This window comes from Streptomyces sp. NPDC047130 (genome assembly GCF_040643475.1).
Taxonomy (GTDB): domain Bacteria; phylum Actinomycetota; class Actinomycetes; order Streptomycetales; family Streptomycetaceae; genus Streptomyces.
In genome coordinates, this window is the sequence record NZ_JBEYUK010000015.1 from 141,331 (window position 1) to 159,823 (window position 18,493).

Consider the following 18,493-nt stretch of genomic DNA (forward strand, 5'->3'; position numbering starts at 1 on the left):
GGGCCGGGGGCGCGCTCGCCTGCGCTTTTTCGCCGGACGCTGCCCGCTCGCGGCCCGCTCGCGGCGGGGCCGGTGCGCGCGGTGTGCGTGCGGCCCACGCGGCCGCACGTGACCCGCACGCGGAAAGGCCCCGCCCACCCCGGGAGGGGGTGGACGGGGCCTTCCTCAGGCTCGCGTCAGTTCACGCGGAACGCGTTCAGCTCTGGCCGCCGGCCAGCTTCTCGCGCAGCGCGGCCAGCGCCTCGTCCGAAGCCAGCGCACCGGAGGTGTCGCCGCCCTCGGAGGAGTACGAACCGCCACCGGTCGGGGCCGGAGCGGCCTCGCCACCCTCGGCCGCGGCCTTCTCGTCCGCCTCGCGGGACTTGATGACCTGGGCCTGGTGCTGCTCGAAGCGGGTCTGCGCCTCGGCGTACTGGCGCTCCCACTCCTCGCGCTGCTTCTCGTAGCCCTCGAGCCAGTCGTTGGTCTCGGGGTCGAAGCCCTCGGGGTAGATGTAGTTGCCCTGGTCGTCGTAGGACGCGGCCATGCCGTACAGGGTCGGGTCGAACTCGACCGCCGACGGGTCGGCACCGAAGGCCTCGTTGGCCTGCTTCAGCGAGAGGCTGATGCGGCGACGCTCGAGGTCGATGTCGATGACCTTGACGAAGATCTCGTCGTTGACCTGGACGACCTGCTCCGGGATCTCCACGTGGCGCTCGGCCAGCTCGGAGATGTGGACCAGGCCCTCGATGCCCTCGTCCACGCGGACGAACGCACCGAACGGAACCAGCTTGGTGACCTTACCCGGGACGACCTGACCGATCTGGTGGGTCCGGGCGAACTGCTGCCACGGGTCCTCCTGCGTCGCCTTCAGCGACAGGGAGACACGCTCGCGGTCCATGTCGACGTCGAGGACCTCGACGGTGACTTCCTGGCCGACCTCGACAACCTCGGACGGGTGGTCGATGTGCTTCCAGGAGAGCTCGGAGACGTGGACCAGACCGTCGACGCCACCCAGGTCCACAAAGGCACCGAAGTTGACGATCGAGGAGACCACGCCGGAGCGGACCTGACCCTTCTGGAGGGTCGTGAGGAAGGTCTGGCGGACCTCGGACTGGGTCTGCTCGAGCCAGGCACGGCGGGACAGGACCACGTTGTTGCGGTTCTTGTCCAGCTCGATGATCTTGGCCTCGAGCTCCTTGCCCACGTAGGGCTGGAGGTCGCGGACGCGGCGCATCTCGACCAGGGAGGCCGGGAGGAAGCCACGGAGACCGATGTCGAGGATGAGACCACCCTTGACGACCTCGATGACGGTACCGGTGACGATCCCGTCCTCTTCCTTGATCTTCTCGATGGTGCCCCAGGCACGCTCGTACTGGGCGCGCTTCTTCGAGAGGATCAGGCGGCCTTCCTTGTCCTCCTTCTGGAGGACCAGGGCCTCGATCTCGTCGCCGACGGCCACGACCTCGTTGGGGTCGACGTCGTGCTTGATCGAGAGCTCGCGGCTCGGGATGACACCTTCGGTCTTGTAACCGATGTCGAGCAGGACCTCGTCCCGGTCGACCTTCACGATGACGCCGTCGACGATGTCGCCGTCGTTGAAGTACTTGATCGTCTCGTCGATCGCGGCGAGGAAGGCTTCCTCGTTACCGATGTCGTTGACCGCTACCTGCGGCGTGGTGGCGGTGGTCTCGGTGCTGCTCGTCATGTGGGAAAGGGCTCCGGTACGGACATTGAAGTCGTAGGTACTGCTTACGCCGGGAGCCCGTTTCGCTCTGATGAAGCCGGACAGCCAAGGAAGCGCCACTTTTCCAAGGGGCGCCTCGACAACCGAGGGGACATACAACAGATGCGAGCGCGACCTGCTACGTCTGAGGTGCGCAGGCCCGCAGCGCAACTTGTAGCATACGGGGGCTGCCGGGCAGGGTCAATGCGCGAAGCGCGCAGCACGGGCGAAATGCCACAATCCCGGCAGAAATTCCGTCGTGCGAGGTCGTCGCCGTGAACACGCGGCACTCGTCGGCAGGCGTCTGTGAAGGACTCCTGGAGCCGGTGCGGACGACACGCGGACGGTCCGAAGATTAGCGGTGAGGAGCCGGTCATCCAAGAGTCCAACGGTTTTCACGCGGCCACGGATCCGGCCCTGACGCTCGCGGCGGACGGGGGCCGGGGGCCCGCCGGGACGGCCGGGGCCGCCGGGGTCGACGCGGCGGACGGGGCGGACGACGCGGAGGCCACCCGCCGCGAGGCCTCCGACGCGGAGAGCTCCCGGGCGAACCGCGGCTGGTGGGACCGCAACGCCGACGAGTACCAGACCGAGCACGGCGACTTCCTCGGTGACGACCGCTTCGTCTGGGGCCCCGAGGGCCTGGACGAGGAGGACGCGCGCCTCCTCGGCCCGGCCGGCGCGCTCGAGGGCCGTGACGTGCTGGAGATCGGCGCCGGCGCCGCGCAGTGCTCCCGGTGGCTGGCGGCGCAGGGAGCCCGGCCGGTCGCCCTCGACCTCTCGCACCGCCAGCTCCAGCACGCCCTGCGGATCGGGGCCCCTTTCCCCCTGGTCGAGGCGGACGCCTCCGTCCTCCCCTTCGCCGACGGCTCCTTCGACCTGGCCTGCTCCGCCTACGGCGCGCTCCCCTTCGTCGCCGACCCGGGCCGGGTCCTGCACGAGGTGCGCCGGGTGCTGCGGCCCGGCGGGCGGTTCGTCTTCTCGGTGACCCACCCCATCCGGTGGGCGTTCCCCGACGAGCCCGGCCCGGAGGGGCTGAGCGTGGCCTCCTCCTACTTCGACCGGACGCCCTACGTCGAACAGGACGAGCGGGGCCACGCCGTCTACGTGGAGCACCACCGGACCGTCGGCGACCGCGTGCGCGACGTGGTGGGCGCCGGGTTCCGGCTCACCGACCTGGTCGAGCCGGAGTGGCCGGTGTGGAACGACGCCGAGTGGGGCGGCTGGTCGCCGCTGCGGGGCGGTCTGATCCCGGGCACGGCGATCTTCGTCTGCGACCGGGACTGACCCGCGGGACCGACCTGCGGCACCGGCACGGCACCGGCCCACGGATCACGCGCCACAGGTCACGGATCACGGGTCACGGCACCGGCCCGTGGCCCGTCCGGGCCCGCTGGGAGACTGGGCGGGTGATGCGTGATGCGTGATGCCGCCCGGGATCTGCCCGTCCGTTCCGCCCTGCCCCGGCTGGAGGAGGCGCTCGCCGGCCACGGCGCGGCCGTCCTGTCCGCGCCGCCCGGCACGGGCAAGACCACCCTGGTCCCCCTCGCCCTCGCCGGCCTGACCGACGACGGCTCGGCGGGCGGCCGGGTGGTGGTCGCCGAGCCGCGCCGGATCGCGGCCCGCGCCGCGGCCCGGCGGATGGCCTGGCTGCTCGGCGAGGAGGTGGGCGGCACGGTGGGCTACACGGTCCGCGGCGACCGCGCCGTCTCCGCCCGCACCCGTGTCGAGGTGGTCACCACCGGCGTGCTCCTCCAGCGCCTGCAGCGGGACCAGGAGCTGACCGGCGTGGACACCGTCGTCCTGGACGAGTGCCACGAGCGCCACCTGGACGCCGACACCTCGGCGGCCTTCCTGCTGGACGTGCGGGAGACCCTCCGCCCCGAACTGCGGCTGGTCGCCGCCTCGGCCACCACCGACACGGAGGGCTGGGCGAGGCTGCTCGGCGACGCGCCCGTGGTGGGGGCGCACGGCACGGCGCACCCCGTGGAGACGGTGTGGGCTCCCCCGCCGCGTCCGGTGCGCCCGCCGCACGGCACCCGCGTCGATCCGGCGCTGCTCTCCCACGTCGCCTCCGTGGTGCGCCGCGCGCTGGCGGAGCGGGAGGGCGACGTCCTGTGCTTCCTGCCCGGCGTCGGGGAGATCGCCCGCGTCGCGGGGGCCCTCGGCGACCTGCCCGCCGGCGGGGTGGACGTCCTCCAGGTGCACGGCCGCGCTCCCGCCGCCGTCCAGGACGCCGTGCTGACTCCGGCCGGCCGCCGCCGGGTGGTGCTGGCCACCTCGGTGGCCGAGTCCTCCCTCACCGTTCCGGGCGTCCGCGTGGTGGTGGACTCCGGGCTGGCCCGCGAGCCCCGCGTCGACCATGCCCGCGGGCTCGGTTCGCTGACCACCGTGCGCGCCTCGCGGGCCGCCGGGCGGCAGCGCGCGGGCCGGGCGGGGCGTGAGGCCCCGGGCGCCGTCTACCGCTGCTGGAGCGAGGCGGAGGACGTCCGGCTGCCGGCCTTCCCGGCTCCGGAGATCCAGGTCGCCGACCTCACCGCGTTCGCCCTGCAGACCGCCTGCTGGGGCGACCCGGACGCCTCGGGCCTGGCCCTGCTGGACGCGCCGCCCGCCGGGGCGATGGCCGCCGCCCGGTCGGTGCTGACCGCGGTCGGCGCGGTCGGCGAGGACGGCAGGGCCACCGGCCGCGGCGTGCGTCTGGCCCGGCTGGGGCTGCATCCGCGGCTGGGCCGTGCGCTGCTCGACGCGGCGCCGCTGGTCGGCGCGGGTACGGCCGCCGAGGTGGTCGCGCTCCTCGGTGAGGAGGTGCCGCGCTCCTACGGCGACGATCTCGCCGCCGCCTGGCGGACGGCTCGCGCGGGCGGTGACGCCTATGCCTCGCGGTGGCGCGCCGAGGCCCGTCGGCTGCGGTCCCTGGCCGGGGACGCCAAGGGCTCCGGGGACGCCGGGAACGCCAGGAACGCCAGGAACGCGGAGGGTTTCGAGGGCTTCGGGGGCTCCGGGCAGGCTGGGGTCGCCGGGGCGGCGAACGGGGCGGGGAACGGGTCGCCGGTCCGCGCCGACGGCGCCTTCGGCGACCGGGCGGCCGGCGTGGTGGCCGCGTTGGCCTTCCCGGAACGGGTGGGGCGGGTGGAGGGCGGTTCCTGCCTGATGGCCGGCGGCACGCGGGCCCAGGTGCCGGAGGGTTCGCCGCTGCGGGCCGGGGCCTGGCTGGCCGTGGCGGTGGCCGACCGGCCGGCGGGGCAGGGGCACGCCCGGATCCGGCTGGCCGCGGTGGTCGACGAGGAGACCGCCCGGCAGGCGGCCGCCCCGCTGCACGCGGAGGGCGAGGAGGTCCGCTGGGCGGGCGGCGACGTGGTGGCTCGCCGGGTGGAACGGCTGGGCGCGGTCGAGCTGACGGTCCGGCCGCTGCGGGACGCCGCCCCGGCGAGGATCCGCGCGGCGCTGCTCGACGGCCTGCGCGCGGAGGGCCTCGGGCTGCTCCGCTGGACCGAGGACGCCCGGGTGCTGCGGCAGCGGCTGGCGTTCCTGCGCGGTCACCTGGGCGGCCCTTGGCCCGACGTGTCCGACGAGGCGCTGCTGGAGCGGGCGGACGAGTGGCTGGAGCCCGAGCTGGGGCGGGCCCGGCGCCGGGCCGACCTGGGACGGATCGACGCGGGGCAGGCGCTCTCCCGGCTGCTGCCGTGGGCGACGGGCGAGGCCGCGCGGCTGGACGAACTGGCGCCGGAGCGGCTGGAGGTGCCGTCCGGGTCGCGGATCCGGGTCGACTACGGCGATCCGCGGCAGCCGGTGCTGGCGGTCAAGCTCCAGGAGATGTTCGGGTCGGCCGTGTCCCCCACCGTGGCGGGCGTGCCGGTGCTCGTCCACCTGCTGTCCCCGGCCGGGCGGCCCGCCGCCGTCACCGCCGACCTCGCCTCGTTCTGGCGGGACGGCTACCGCGGGGTGCGGGCGGAACTGCGCGGACGCTACCCCAAGCACCCGTGGCCGGAGGATCCCTCCACCGCGCCGCCCACCCGGCACACCAACGCCCGGCTGCGGCGCGAGGGCGGCCGCGACGGCGGCTGAGGCTGCCGCCGAACCGCGAGGGCCGGGGCCCCTTGGAGGGGCCCCGGCCCTGGCGCCGGTTCTTCGCTCGTCGCCTGATCAGGCGGTGCCGGCGACCTCGCCGGTGGAACCGCTCGCAGCGGCCTCCACGGTCAGCTCCACGATCTCCTTGCCGCCGCCCGGTGTCGTCACCAGCAGCAGGTAGGTCCCGGCGGTGTCGCCGGCGAACAGCGGCGGCAGTTCCAGCACGCCGTCGTCGCCGGCGGTCACCTGGATCTTCCGGAGCGGCTCGCCCTCGGGGTCCTTGAAGTAGGGCCCCTTGTCGTTCGGGTCGAGGTCGGCCTCCGCCTTGATCAGGGTGACGGTGGCGCCGACCTTGGCGGCGGGTCCTCCGTCGCGGGTGGCGGTGAGCGTGATCGCCTCGTCGAACTGCTCGCCGACGGCGCACACCAGCGGCTCGCTCCCCACCAGACGGACCTCGTCCGCGGTGCGCACGGTCACCATGGCGTTCCACACGACGGCCGTCAGGTCGCGGCCGGCGAGGGTGGCCCGGACCGAGAACGTCCCGGCCTTCTCCCCCGCCACGAGCGCGGGCGCGGTGGCGACGCCGCGGCTGTCGGTCTGCACGGTGGCGACGCTCTCGCCGCCCGCGAAGACCGTGTCGGTGTCGCCGACGATGGTGAAGCGGATCCGCACCTTGCCCACGCCGACGCCCGCGGCGGTCTCCGCCCGGGCCGCGATCTCCTCGTCGAACGTCGTTCCGGCCGTCGTGCTGAGCGAGGCGGCCGTGGCGTGCCTCAGGTGGCGCACGGAGTCGGTGGGCGTCGCCTCGCCCGGCGGAGTGGGCTCCGGGGACGGCTCCTGGGTCGACGGAGGCGTGGTGGAACCCCCGCCGCCTCCACCGCCGCCGGGTGCCGTGGAGCCGCCGCCCCCCGCGTTGCCGCCGCCGGCCGGCGGCGTGAAGGGCGGCGCCGACGGCGAGTTGGGGGTGATGAGACCGGGCTTGTTGCGGTTGACCGGCAGGGTGCCCGTGCCGTCGGGGATCTCGTGGGTGCCCTTGCGGTAGAAGTCCAGCCAGCGCAGCACCGTGTTCAGGTACTCGCGGGAGTTGTTGTAGCTGAGGACGGCCCGCTCGAGGTCCTGCGCGTCGGAGAGGTCCCAGTTGTAGCGGCACAGGTAGTGCCCGGCGGCCAGGGTGGCGTCGTAGATGTTGTTGGGGTCCTTGTCCCCGTCCCCGTTGCCGTCCTGGCCGGCCCAGGCCCAGGTCGACGGGATGAACTGCATGGGGCCGACGGCGCGGTCGTAGGTCGTGTCGCCGTCGAAGGCGCCGTTGTCTGTGTCGCTGATGTGCGCGAAGCCCTTGCCGTTGAGCTCCGGGCCGCGGATGGTCTTGGTGGTGACGCCCTCGCTGTTCACCTGGCCGCCCCAGGCATGACCCGACTCCACCTTGCCGATGGCGGCGAGGAGTTGCCACGGCAGGTTGCAGCCGGGCTTGGCCTCGCGGAGGGTCGCCTCCGCCTTCTTGTAGGCGTCGAGGACGGTCGCGGGAATGCCCGCCTCGGCGGAACCGCCCTTGCCCGCGGGGGCGGGCGACTTCAGCTCCGGCAGGTCCGTGTAGTACGAGTCGTCGCCCGGGGGCTGCACCGCGTCGGGCATCGGCTGCGAGTCGCCCGTCTCCGACCGCGGTCTCTCGGCCACTCCCGGCGCCTGCGACGCGGTCAGTGCCGCGACCGCGACCGCGGCCACCGCGGTGGTCGCCGCTCCCCTGCGCAGGTGCCTGCCGATATGCGCCGCCATCGAGCCTTCCCCTCCCTGGACGACCGACTGCTGGTCCCTCGTTCCGCTTCGCGGACAGAGTTTCGATACCGCGATACCGCGATCAGGTGACCCTACGACAACTTGCGTCGCGCGCCTACCCGTTCGTGCCCGATTTCAGGTGGTTGGCGATGAGATCGGACCGGCTTCCCGCACGGAATTCGGACGGGAGCGGGGTGGGGAACCGGTTCGGCCAACCGGTACGGCGAACCCGATACGGCGGACCCGGTACGGCGAACCCGGTACGGCGGGGAACCGGCGGGCGGTCGCGGGCGTCCCTCCTCACCACGGGGCGGGGTGTGCCGCACGTACGGCCGCGGGGCTCCGCCCGGTCGCGCGGTGCCGTGCCCTTCGGGGCCGTTCGGATCGTTCGGTTCGTTCGGGATCGTTCGGGATCGGGAGCCGTCTTGCCGTTCACCATCAGCCACGCCGTCGCCGTCCTGCCCGCGATCCGCGGCGACGGCACCGGCCGTGCCGCCGTGCTGGTGCCCGCGGTGCTGGTCGCCGGGTCGCTCGCGCCGGACATGACGTACTACGCGGCGAGCGCGCTGCCCGAGGCGATGGTCTTCGGCGACGTCACCCACTCGTTCGCCGGGGTGCTCACGGTCGACGTGGCGATCGCCTGGCTCCTGGTCGGCGCGTGGCTGCTGCTGCGCGAGCCGCTGGTGGCGCTGCTGCCACGGCGGATCCGCGGACGGGCGGCGACGCTGACCCGCTGCGGCGCGCGCCGGGCTCGGCCGCGGCCGGCCCTGGCCGGGGCCTGGTACCTGTCGGCGGTCCTGGGGGCGCTCACCCACGTGGTGTGGGACGCCTTCACGCACCTGGACCAGTGGGGCATGCGGGTGTTCCCGGCGCTGGGCGAGGAGATCGCCGGGTCGCCGCTGTACTGGTACATGCAGTACGGCGGGTCGGCGGTCGCCGCGGTGGTCATCGTCTGGTTCCTGGCACGCGCGCTGCGGCGGGCCGACGGCGGCGACGGCTCGGGCGCCGGGCACGGCCTGCCGGCGCTGACGCGGCCGGACCGGTGGGCGGCCTGGTCGCTGCTGGCGGTGTGCGCGGCGGTCGCGGCGACGGCGCGGGTGATGCGGTGGTGGGCCCACTGGGGGGCCGTGGCACGGCCCTGGGAGATCATCCCCACGCTCTGCTTCGGAGCGGGCGCGGGTCTCGCCGTGGGACTGCTGCTGTACGGGGCCGGCGTCAGGGTGCTGCGGCGCCCGTCCCGGGACCGGCGTGCGGCGGCCGGGGCGCCGGCGGTGCCGGAGGCGAGGGAAAGCCGGACAGGGGCACGACGGTGACCGCGATCCGTCGGGAGGCGCCCGGGCGGACCAGACGGACCACCAGACCCCAGGTGCGGCGGGCGGCCGTCTGGGCGGGACCCACCGCCAGGGACAGGACGACCACGGGCTGACGTCCGGCCACCGCCTCCCAGAGGTCGCGGGCCTGCCGGCACATCCCCGCCGTCCAGCCGGGACGACGACGGACCGTGCTCGCGGCGGGGGCGACGGGACGCACCGGCGGGCGCAGCGCGGATATGACCGCTTCCGCTCCCACCGGAGGCCGGCCGAGCATGCGTATATCCATGCCCCGCATCCTCGCCCCGGCCCTGCTCCGCGTCGCCCCCACCAGGTCCGCCCGAGTGACACGCACGAGGCAGTACGCCTGCGGGGGGGGGACGCCTGCGGGGGGGTATGCCTGCGGGACGCGCCCACGAGGAGACGCCGGCGGGCTCTCGGCCCCTGCGGGGGCCGACCGCGACCTGCGTACGCGCCGGCTGCGCCCGCCCGTACCGCCCAGCGGCACGCTCGCCCGCAGGAGGTCGGCACACCCAGAAGGCCGACGGCTCCGCCTGCGAGGCCCGGCGGAGCCCACGGGGCGGCCCGCCCGCGGGACCCTGGAGTCCCGGCCCCGGCACGCCGGGGCGGGTGTACTGCAAGCCCGGCGGCCGGGGGAACCTCCACACGCGCTCGCGCGCAACCGCCGAGGCGCAAGAGACGCCGGACACCCTGGAGGCGGCAGGTCGGCAGGTCCCCGGACACCCCAGAAGCCCCAGAAGCCCTGGAGGCCGCGCCCCGGCGGAACGCTCGGGCCTCGCACGGCCCCAAGGGCCTCGCAAGCCCCCGGGCCGCGTGAGCCCCGTGAGCCCCCGCAGGGGGAACCGTTCCGCCCCGGTCGCCCGGGAGGTGGGCCGGTGGCCCCCCGGCGGTGGTGCCGCGGGGGCTCAGTGCGCCGCGGACTCCCAGTCGGGGCCGACGCCGACGGAGACGTCCAGGGGGGCCCGCAGCGTGACCGCCCCCGCCATCTCCCGCCGCACCACTTCCTCCACCGCGTCCCGCTCACCGGGCGCGATCTCCAGCACGATTTCGTCGTGGACCTGGAGCAGTATCCGCGACCCGAGCTCCGCCTCCCGCAGCGCCGCGTCCACCTTCAGCATCGCGATCTTCACGATGTCCGCGGCCGTGCCCTGGATCGGCGCGTTGAGCGCCATCCGCTCGGCCGCCTCCCGTCGCTGCCGGTTGTCGCTGTTCAGGTCCGGCAGGTAGCGCCGGCGTCCGAGGATCGTCTCCGTGTACCCGGTCGCCCGGGCCTCGTCGACCACCCGCCGCAGGTAGTCCCGCACCCCGCCGAACCGCTCGAAGTACGTGTCCATCAGCGCCCGCGCCTCGCCGGCCTCGATGTTCAGCTGCTGCGACAGCCCGAACGCGGACAGACCGTAGGCCAGGCCGTACGACATCGCCTTGATCTTGCGCCGCATCTCGGGGTCGACCTGCGACCGCTCCACCGAGAACACCTGGGAGGCCACCGTGGTGTGCAGGTCCTCGCCGGAGGTGAACGCCTCGATGAGGCCCTCGTCCTCCGACAGGTGGGCCATCACCCGCAGCTCGATCTGGCTGTAGTCCGCCGTCATCAGCGACTCGTAGCCCTCGCCGACCACGAAGCCGCGCCGGATGGCCCGGCCCTCGTCCGTGCGGACCGGGATGTTCTGCAGGTTCGGGTCCGTGGACGACAGGCGGCCGGTGGCCGCGACCGTCTGGTTGAAGGTGGTGTGGATCCGGCCGTCCGTGGAGATCGTCTTGATCAGGCCCTCCACGGTCGTCCGCAGCTTCGCCTGCTCGCGGTGGCGCAGCATGATGACCGGGAGTTCGTTCTCGGTCTGCGCGGCCAGCCAGGCCAGCGCGTCCGCGTCGGTCGTGTAGCCCGTCTTGGTCTTCTTGGTCCTGGGCAGGCCCAGCTCGCCGAAGAGGACCTCCTGGAGCTGCTTGGGGGACCCGAGGTTGAACTCGTGGCCCGCCGCCGCGTGCGCCTCCTGCACGGCCTGCTGGACGGCGCCCGCGAACATCTGCTCCATGTTCCGCAGGTGTTCCCGGTCGGCGGCGATGCCGTGCCGCTCCATCCGCGCCAGCAGCGCGGACGTCGGCAGCTCCATGTCGCGCAGCAGCTCGGCGGCGCCGACCTCGACCAGACGGCCCTCGAAGGCCTCGGCCAGGTCGAGCACGGCGAGGGCCTGGACCATCAGCGCCTCCGCCTCCGCGTCGTCGTCCGCGCCGAACGCGAGCTGCCCGCCGGCCGCCGCGGCCGGGGCCAGCTCACGGCCGAGGTACTCCAGGGACAGCGCGTCCAGGTCGAAGGACCGGCGGCCCGGCTTGACCAGGTAGGCGGCCAGCGCCGTGTCCATGGTGACGCCCGCGACCGTCCAGCCGTGCTCGCCGAAGAGCCGCATCGCGGTCTTCACGTTGTGGAACACCTTGGACCGCGAGTCGTCGGACAGCCAAGCCGCCCACGCCGTCTCGTCCGCCTCGTCGAGCTGCGACGGGTCGAACCAGGCGGCCTTGCCGCCGGCCGCGGCCAGCGCCACCTCGGCCACCGAACCGGCGCCCAGCGCCCACGCGCCGACCGTGGTCACGGCCAGCGGGCCGTCCTGCCCGTGCTCGGCCAGCCAGGGGCCCAGCTCGCCGGTGGACAGCACCGAGCCGTCCAGCTCGACGCCGCTCTGGGCGGCGGGCGAGGGGCCCTCGTCCACCTCGGCGCCCGGGTCCACGCCGAACAGCCGCTCCCGCAGCGAGGGGTTCCGGATCTCCAGCGTGTCCAGGATCATCGCGACCGCCTTGCGGTCGTAGGGGGCCCGCTCCAGCGCGGGCACGCCCGCCGGCAGCTCGACGTCCTTGACCATCTCGGTCAGCCGGCGGTTCAGCTTCACCGACTCCAGGTGGTCGCGGAAGTTCTGCCCGGCCTTGCCCTTGACCTCGTCGGCGCGCTCCACCAGCTCGGCGAACGAACCGAACTGGTTGATCCACTTCGCGGCCGTCTTCTCGCCCACGCCCGGGATGCCCGGCAGGTTGTCCGACGGGTCGCCGCGCAGCGCGGCGAAGTCCGGGTACTGCGCCGGGGTCAGCCCGTACTTCTCGAACACCTTCTCCGGGGTGAACCGGGTCAGCTCCGAGACGCCCTTGGTCGGGTAGAGCACGGTCGTGTGCTCGGACACCAGCTGGAAGGAGTCGCGGTCCCCGGTGACGATCAGGACCTCGAAGCCCTCCGCCTCGGCCTGGGTCGCCAGGGTGGCGATGATGTCGTCGGCCTCGAAGCCGTCCACCGCGAACCGGGGCACGCTCATCGCGTCCAGCAGCTCGCCGATCAGCTCCACCTGGCCCCGGAACTCGTCCGGCGTCTTCGCCCGGTTCGCCTTGTACTCGGTGAACTCCTGGGCACGCCACGTGTTGCGGGAGACGTCGAACGCGACCGCGAAGTGCGTTGGCGCCTCGTCACGCAGCGTGTTCGCCAGCATCGATGCGAAGCCGTAGATCGCGTTGGTCGGCTGTCCCTGCGCCGTCGTGAAGTTCTCCGCGGGCAGCGCGAAGAACGCGCGGTACGCGAGCGAGTGCCCGTCCATGAGCATCAGCCGCGGACGCTCGCCGGGGTTCGTGTCGGTCTTCTTCGATGCTGTATCCACCACGCCCTCGATCCTGCCACGCCCCACGGACAGCCCGCGCCCACCCACAGGCGGCCTTCGCTCCGCACCCTCCCCCGTCACTCCTGGCGGTGATGCCCGGAGCGGGTTCGCGGAAGTTGTCCACAGGTCCCGAGCAGGCTTCTCCACAGCCCTCCCGCACCCCGGCGCCCCCGTGCAAGGATCTTGGACGAACGACGAACGATCACCCCCCACGATCACCGACGCACGCCGTGCGGCATCCCGCACGACGGCCGAACCGACAGCCGAACCGACAGCCGCACCCCCGGTGCAGAAGAAGGTGAGCGCCATGGCGAGCAAGCCCCCCGCCGCCGACCCCGCGCAGGACTCCCCCCGCGTCACCGAGCCACGGCACGCGGCGGCCGGCCTGCCGGCGCTCGGCCACACCCTGCGCGTCGCCCAGCAGCAGATGGGAGTCCGCAGGACCGCCCTCACGCTGCTCCGCGTCAACCAGAAGGACGGCTTCGACTGCCCCGGCTGCGCCTGGCCCGAGGGCGACAAGCGGCACACCGCGGAGTTCTGCGAGAACGGCGCCAAGGCCGTGGCGGAGGAGGCCACCCTCCGCCGGGTCACGGCCGAGTTCTTCGCCGCGCACCCGGTGGCCGACCTGGCCGGCCGCAGCGGCTACTGGCTCGGCCAGCAGGGCCGCCTCACACAGCCGATGTACCTCGCCGAGGGGGCCACCCACTACGAGCCCGTCGGCTGGGACGAGGCCTTCGACATCGTCGCGGAGGAGATCCACGCCCTCGACTCCCCCGACCAGGCCGTCTTCTACACCTCGGGCCGCACCAGCAACGAGGCCGCCTTCCTCTACCAGCTCCTCGCCCGCGAACTCGGCACCAACAACCTGCCCGACTGCTCCAACATGTGCCACGAGTCGTCGGGGTCCGCCCTGACGGAGACCATCGGCATCGGCAAGGGCAGCGTCCTCCTCGACGACCTGTACCAGGCCGACCTGATCATCGTGGCCGGCCAGAACCCGGGCACCAACCACCCCCGGATGCTCACCGCCCTGGAGAAGGCCAAGGCAGCCGGCGCCCGCGTCATCAGCGTCAACCCGCTGCCCGAGGCGGGGCTCGAACGGTTCAAGAACCCGCAGACCCCCAAGGGCCTCACCACGGGCACGGCCCTCACCGACCTCTTCCTCCAGATCCGCATCGGCGGCGACCAGGCCCTCTTCCGCCTCCTCAACAAGCTGATCCTGGAGACCGAGGGCGCCGTCGACGAGGAGTTCGTCCGCGAACACACCCACGGCTACGAGGAGTTCGCCCGGGCCGCGCGGGACGCCGACTGGGAGGAGACCCTCGCCGCCACCGGTCTCACCCGCGAGGAGATCCGGAAGACGCTCGACATGGTGCTGGCCTCCCGGCGCACCATCGTCTGCTGGGCCATGGGCCTCACCCAGCACAAGCACTCCGTCCCCACCATCCGCGAGGTGGTCAACTTCCTGCTGCTGCGCGGGAACATCGGCCGCCCCGGAGCCGGCGTCTGCCCCGTCCGCGGTCACTCCAACGTCCAGGGCGACCGCACGATGGGCATCTTCGAGCGCCCCGCCCCCGCCTTCCTCGACGCCCTGGAACGCGAGTTCGGCTTCGCCCCGCCCCGCCACCACGGCCTCGACGTGGTCAACGCCATCCGCGCCCTGCGCGACGGCACGGCCAAGGTGTTCTTCGCCATGGGCGGCAACTTCGTCGCCGCCTCCCCCGACACCGACGTCACCGAGGACGCCATGAGGCGCGCCCGCCTCACCGTCCACGTCTCCACCAAGCTGAACCGCTCGCACGCCGTCACCGGCGCCCGGGCCCTGATCCTCCCCACCCTCGGCCGGACCGAGCGCGACCTGCAGGCGAGCGGCGAACAGTTCGTCACCGTCGAGGACTCCATGGGCATGGTGCACGCCTCCCGCGGCCGCCTGGCACCCGCGAGCCCCCATCTGCTCTCCGAGCCGGCCATCGTCTGCCGCCTCGCCCGACGCGTCCTCGGCGAGGCGAGCACCACCCCCTGGGAGGAGTTCGAGAAGGACTACGCCGCCGTCCGCGACCGCATCGCCCGCGTCGTGCCCGGCTTCGAGGACTTCAACGCCCGCGTGGCGCGGCCCGGCGGCTTCACCCTGCCGCACGCGCCCCGCGACGAACGCCGCTTCCCCACCGCCACCGGCAAGGCCAACTTCACCGCGGCGCCGGTCGAGTACCCGACGATCCCCGAGGGCCGCCTGCTGCTGCAGACCCTCCGCTCCCACGACCAGTACAACACCACCGTCTACGGCCTCGACGACCGTTACCGCGGCATCCACGGCGGACGCCGCGTCGTCCTGGTCCATCCCGAGGACGCCGCCGGGCTCGGCGTCGCCGACGGCTCCTACGTCGACCTGGTCTCCGAGTGGACGGACGGCACCGAACGCCGCGCCCCCGGCTTCCGCGTCGTCCACTACCCCACGGCCCGGCGCTGCGCCGCCGCCTACTATCCCGAGACCAATGTCCTGGTTCCGCTGGATTCGACCGCGGACGTCAGCAACACCCCGGCCAGCAAGTCGGTGGTGATCCGTCTGGAACAATCCGCGACCGACTGAGCGTTTGCTCAGTCGACAGACAGAGGCATCGTGGTCAGCGCAGCCGTCACGGACGGCAGCACCGCACCAGGTCTCCCCGAACGCATTGGAGCCGACCCCATGGGCGAGCAGAACACCGTGAAGTTCCCGCAGGAAGTCGTCGAGGAGTACGCCAGTCTCGGCGTTGACCTGCCCGCGCTCTTCTCCGCCGGCCACCTCGGCACCCGGATGGGCATCGAGATCAAGGAGGCTTCCGCGGAGCGGGTCGTCGGCACGATGCCGGTCGAGGGCAACACCCAGCCGTACGGCCTGCTGCACGGCGGCGCGTCGGCCGTGCTCGCCGAGACGCTCGGATCGGTCGGCTCCATGCTGCACGGCGGCCCGGGCAAGATCGCCGTCGGCGTCGACCTCAACTGCACGCACCACCGCGGCCTGAGCTCCGGCATCGTCACCGGCGTCGCCACCCCGGTCCACCGCGGCCGCTCCACGGCCACCTACGAGGTCGTGATCAGCGACGAGCAGGACCGCCGGGTCTGCAGCGCCCGCCTGACCTGCCTCCTGCGCTACGCCTGACCGCCAGCGCGCACCACGCCCGGGCGCCAGGCCGCGCGCCTCGCCCAGGCACCACACCCGCGCACCACGCCCAGGCAGCACACCCGCGCGCCACACCCTCGCGCCGGACGCGCACGCACGCGCACGCACGCGCCGGACGCAACGGGCACACGCCACCGCACACAAGGGGCGCCCCGGTCGTACACCACGACCGGGGCGCTCCTTTGTTCCGGAAGAGTAACGCTGTGTAACACGCGGAAAATAAATGCATGCCCCATTCACTTTTCCCGCGACCGCCTCATGACAACGCTGTCAGGTAATGAGTCAAAACCTAAAGACACCTGACCGCCGAACCGCTCCACCCTGCGGTTTCTCACCATGCGAAACGGTTGAACCTGCCGGAATTAACCTCTTCCACCCACTCCTTACCGCTCTGCATTACCTCGTGTCATAACAAGAGCGTCACATCCTTGGTCAGGCACTCCTCCCTATAAGCACCTCGCGCCTAGAGTCACCGCCAGTCACCGCGCCCCGGGAATCGCAAATCCGCCCAGCGCCTCGACTCGGCCGCGCTCCGGACCGGAACGGCCGTGCCAGGGAAAGGACACAACGTGCGTCAACGTCTCCTCGCATTGACCGCCGCGCTGGCGGCGGGAGCGCTCACCCTCACCGCCTGCGGCTCTCGCGACGAGGGCAACAACGGCGACGGCGGGTCGGCCACCACCGTCACCATCGGCCTCGACGCCCCCCTCACGGGCGATCTCGCCGCCCTCGGCCTGGGCATGAAGAACTCCGTCGACCTGGCCGTCAAGACGGCCAACAAGGAGAAGTACGTCGAAGGCGTCACCTTCAAGATCGAGGCCAGCGACGACCAGGCCCAGCCGGCCTCCGGCCAGCAGAACGCCACCGCGTTCGTCGGCAAGGAAGACGTTCTCGGTGTCGTCGGCCCGCTGAACTCCAGCGTCGGCGAGGCCATGCAGAAGGTGTTCAACGACGCCAACATGGCGCTGATCTCCCCGGCCAACACCAACCCGGCGCTCACCCAGGGCCTGGACTGGCAGAAGGAGCAGAAGCGCCCCTTCGCCTCCTACTTCCGCACGGCCACCACGGACGCCATCCAGGGCCCCTTCGCCGCCCAGTACATCTACAACGAGGCCAAGCTCAGCAAGGCCTTCATCATCGACGACAAGAAGACCTACGGCGCCGGTCTCGCGGCCACCTTCAAGGCCGAGTACGAGAAGCTCGGCGGCAAGGTCGTCGGCACCGACCACGTCGACCCCGAGTCCAAGGACTTCGCGGCCGTCGCCACCAAGGTCAAGTCCTCCGGCGCCGACGTCGTCTACTACGGCGGCGAGTACCCGGCCGGCGGTCCCCTGAGCAAGCAGATCAAGGACGCCGGCGCCAAGGTCGCCTTCGCCGGCGGCGACGCCCTCTACTCCCCCGAGTACGTCAAGCTCGCCGGCAAGGGCAGCGCGGGTGACTTCGCCACCTCCGTCGGCGCGCCGCTCGAGGAGCTCGAGTCCGCCAAGAAGTTCATCTCGAACTACGAGGCCGAGGGCTACAAGGAGGCCTACGAGGCCTACGGCGGCTACTCCTACGACGCCGCCTGGGCGATCATCGAGGCCGTCAAGTCCGTCGTCGAGAAGAACGACGGCAAGCTCCCCGAGGACGCCCGCAAGCAGGTCGTCGAGGCCCTCCAGGGCATCAGCTTCGACGGCGTGACCGGCCAGGTCTCCTTCGACGAGTTCGGTGACACCACCAACAAGCAGCTGACCGTCTACCAGGTCAAGGACGGCGCCTACGCGCCCGTGAAGTCCGGCACGCTGACGACCGGCTGACCCCGCCAACCCACCCGCCAAACCCAGGGCCGCGCGGCGCGCTGCACCCAGCGCCCCGCGCGGCCCTGTCCGTCCCAAGTCTCGGAGGCAATGCGGTGAACGAACTGCCGCAGCAGCTGGTCAACGGCCTGCTCCTAGGAGCCATGTACGGCCTTGTCGCCATCGGCTACACCATGGTCTACGGCATCGTCCAGCTCATCAACTTCGCCCACGGCGAGATCTTCATGATCGGAGGGTTCGGAGCCCTCACCGTCTACCTGTACATCCTGCCCGACGGCACCGGCCTCGCCGTGGCGCTCCCCCTCATGCTCATCGGCGCCGTGATCGCCTCCGTGCTCGTGGCCATAGGCGCCGAACGGCTCGCCTACCGGCCCTTGCGAGGAGCACCCCGCCTCGCCCCCCTGATCACCGCCATCGGCCTCTCCATCGCCCTGCAGCAGGCCGTCCAGGTGCTCTACCCGGAAGCCACCAAGTCGATCACCTTCCCCCAGATCGAGGGCGGCCCCTTCCACATCGGCAGCGTCACCCTGCAGACCGGCGACGTCTTCCTCCTCGCCGCGGCGCCCCTGTGCATGCTCGTCCTCGGCTGGTTCGTCATGCGCACCCGCACCGGACGCGGCATGCAGGCCACCGCCCAGGACCCGGACACCGCCAAGCTGATGGGCGTCAACACCGACCGCATCATCATGGTCGCCTTCGCCATCGGCGCCGTCTTCGCCGCCGTCGGAGCCGTCGCCTACGGCCTCAAGTACGGCGAGGTCCGCGCCAAGATGGGCTTCCTCCTCGGCCTCAAGGCCTTCACCGCCGCCGTCCTCGGCGGTATCGGCAACATCTACGGAGCCATGATCGGCGGCCTCGCCCTCGGCCTCGTCGAGGCGCTCTCCACCGCCTACATCGCGGAGATCCCCGGCATGGAGCAGCTCGGCGGCCAGTCCTGGGCCAACGTCTGGGCCTTCGTACTCCTCATCCTCGTGCTCCTCTTCAGGCCGCAGGGCCTGCTCGGCGAGCGCGTGGCGGACAGGGCGTGA

At 72.6% G+C, this 18,493-nt stretch carries 10 protein-coding genes; 7 read left to right on the top strand and 3 right to left on the bottom strand.

What is annotated here, in order from left to right; genetic code table 11:
• Positions 1–196 precede the first annotated feature (196 nt).
• Positions 197–1,687, bottom strand: a complete 1,491-nt coding sequence (gene rpsA, locus ABZ836_RS19570; protein WP_356130970.1) for a 30S ribosomal protein S1 — start codon at positions 1,685–1,687, stop codon at positions 197–199.
• 324 nt (positions 1,688–2,011) lie between these two features.
• Between rpsA and ABZ836_RS19575 the strand changes: the two genes are divergently transcribed.
• Positions 2,012–2,992: a class I SAM-dependent methyltransferase gene (locus ABZ836_RS19575; protein ID WP_361143779.1), complete on the top strand. Its 981-nt coding sequence runs from the start codon at positions 2,012–2,014 to the stop codon at positions 2,990–2,992.
• 132 nt (positions 2,993–3,124) lie between these two features.
• The gene (locus ABZ836_RS19580; protein ID WP_361143782.1) at positions 3,125–5,770 is read left to right on the top strand and encodes an ATP-dependent helicase C-terminal domain-containing protein; all 2,646 of its coding nucleotides are present in this window, start codon (positions 3,125–3,127) and stop codon (positions 5,768–5,770) included.
• Positions 5,771–5,848: 78 nt separating this feature from the next.
• Here ABZ836_RS19580 and ABZ836_RS19585 read toward each other — a convergent pair whose 3' ends face one another.
• A complete protein-coding gene (locus ABZ836_RS19585; protein ID WP_361143785.1) occupies positions 5,849–7,546 on the bottom strand; it encodes a lytic transglycosylase domain-containing protein in 1,698 nt (565 codons plus the stop codon).
• 425 nt (positions 7,547–7,971) lie between these two features.
• Between ABZ836_RS19585 and ABZ836_RS19590 the strand changes: the two genes are divergently transcribed.
• The gene (locus ABZ836_RS19590; protein ID WP_361143788.1) at positions 7,972–8,859 is read left to right on the top strand and encodes a DUF4184 family protein; all 888 of its coding nucleotides are present in this window, start codon (positions 7,972–7,974) and stop codon (positions 8,857–8,859) included.
• Positions 8,860–9,782: 923 nt separating this feature from the next.
• Here ABZ836_RS19590 and polA read toward each other — a convergent pair.
• Positions 9,783–12,512 carry a DNA polymerase I gene (gene polA / locus ABZ836_RS19595; protein WP_361143791.1) on the bottom strand — a complete coding sequence of 910 codons (2,730 nt, stop codon included), beginning with the start codon at positions 12,510–12,512 and terminating at the stop codon, positions 9,783–9,785.
• 304 nt (positions 12,513–12,816) lie between these two features.
• On the opposite strand from polA, the gene ABZ836_RS19600 reads away from it, so the two are divergent.
• The 4 genes from ABZ836_RS19600 (at position 12,817) to ABZ836_RS19615 (ending at position 18,493) form a co-directional block, all read left to right on the top strand.
• Positions 12,817–15,096: an FdhF/YdeP family oxidoreductase gene (locus ABZ836_RS19600; protein ID WP_356130960.1), complete on the top strand. Its 2,280-nt coding sequence runs from the start codon at positions 12,817–12,819 to the stop codon at positions 15,094–15,096.
• A gap of 99 nt (positions 15,097–15,195) precedes the next feature.
• Positions 15,196–15,648, top strand: a complete 453-nt coding sequence (locus ABZ836_RS19605) for a hotdog fold thioesterase (protein ID WP_361143795.1) — start codon at positions 15,196–15,198, stop codon at positions 15,646–15,648.
• Between the two features lie 590 nt (positions 15,649–16,238).
• Entirely contained in the window at positions 16,239–17,465 is a 1,227-nt protein-coding gene (locus ABZ836_RS19610) for a branched-chain amino acid ABC transporter substrate-binding protein (RefSeq protein WP_361143798.1), read from the top strand.
• Positions 17,466–17,560: 95 nt separating this feature from the next.
• A complete protein-coding gene (locus tag ABZ836_RS19615; protein WP_356130954.1) occupies positions 17,561–18,493 on the top strand; it encodes a branched-chain amino acid ABC transporter permease in 933 nt (310 codons plus the stop codon).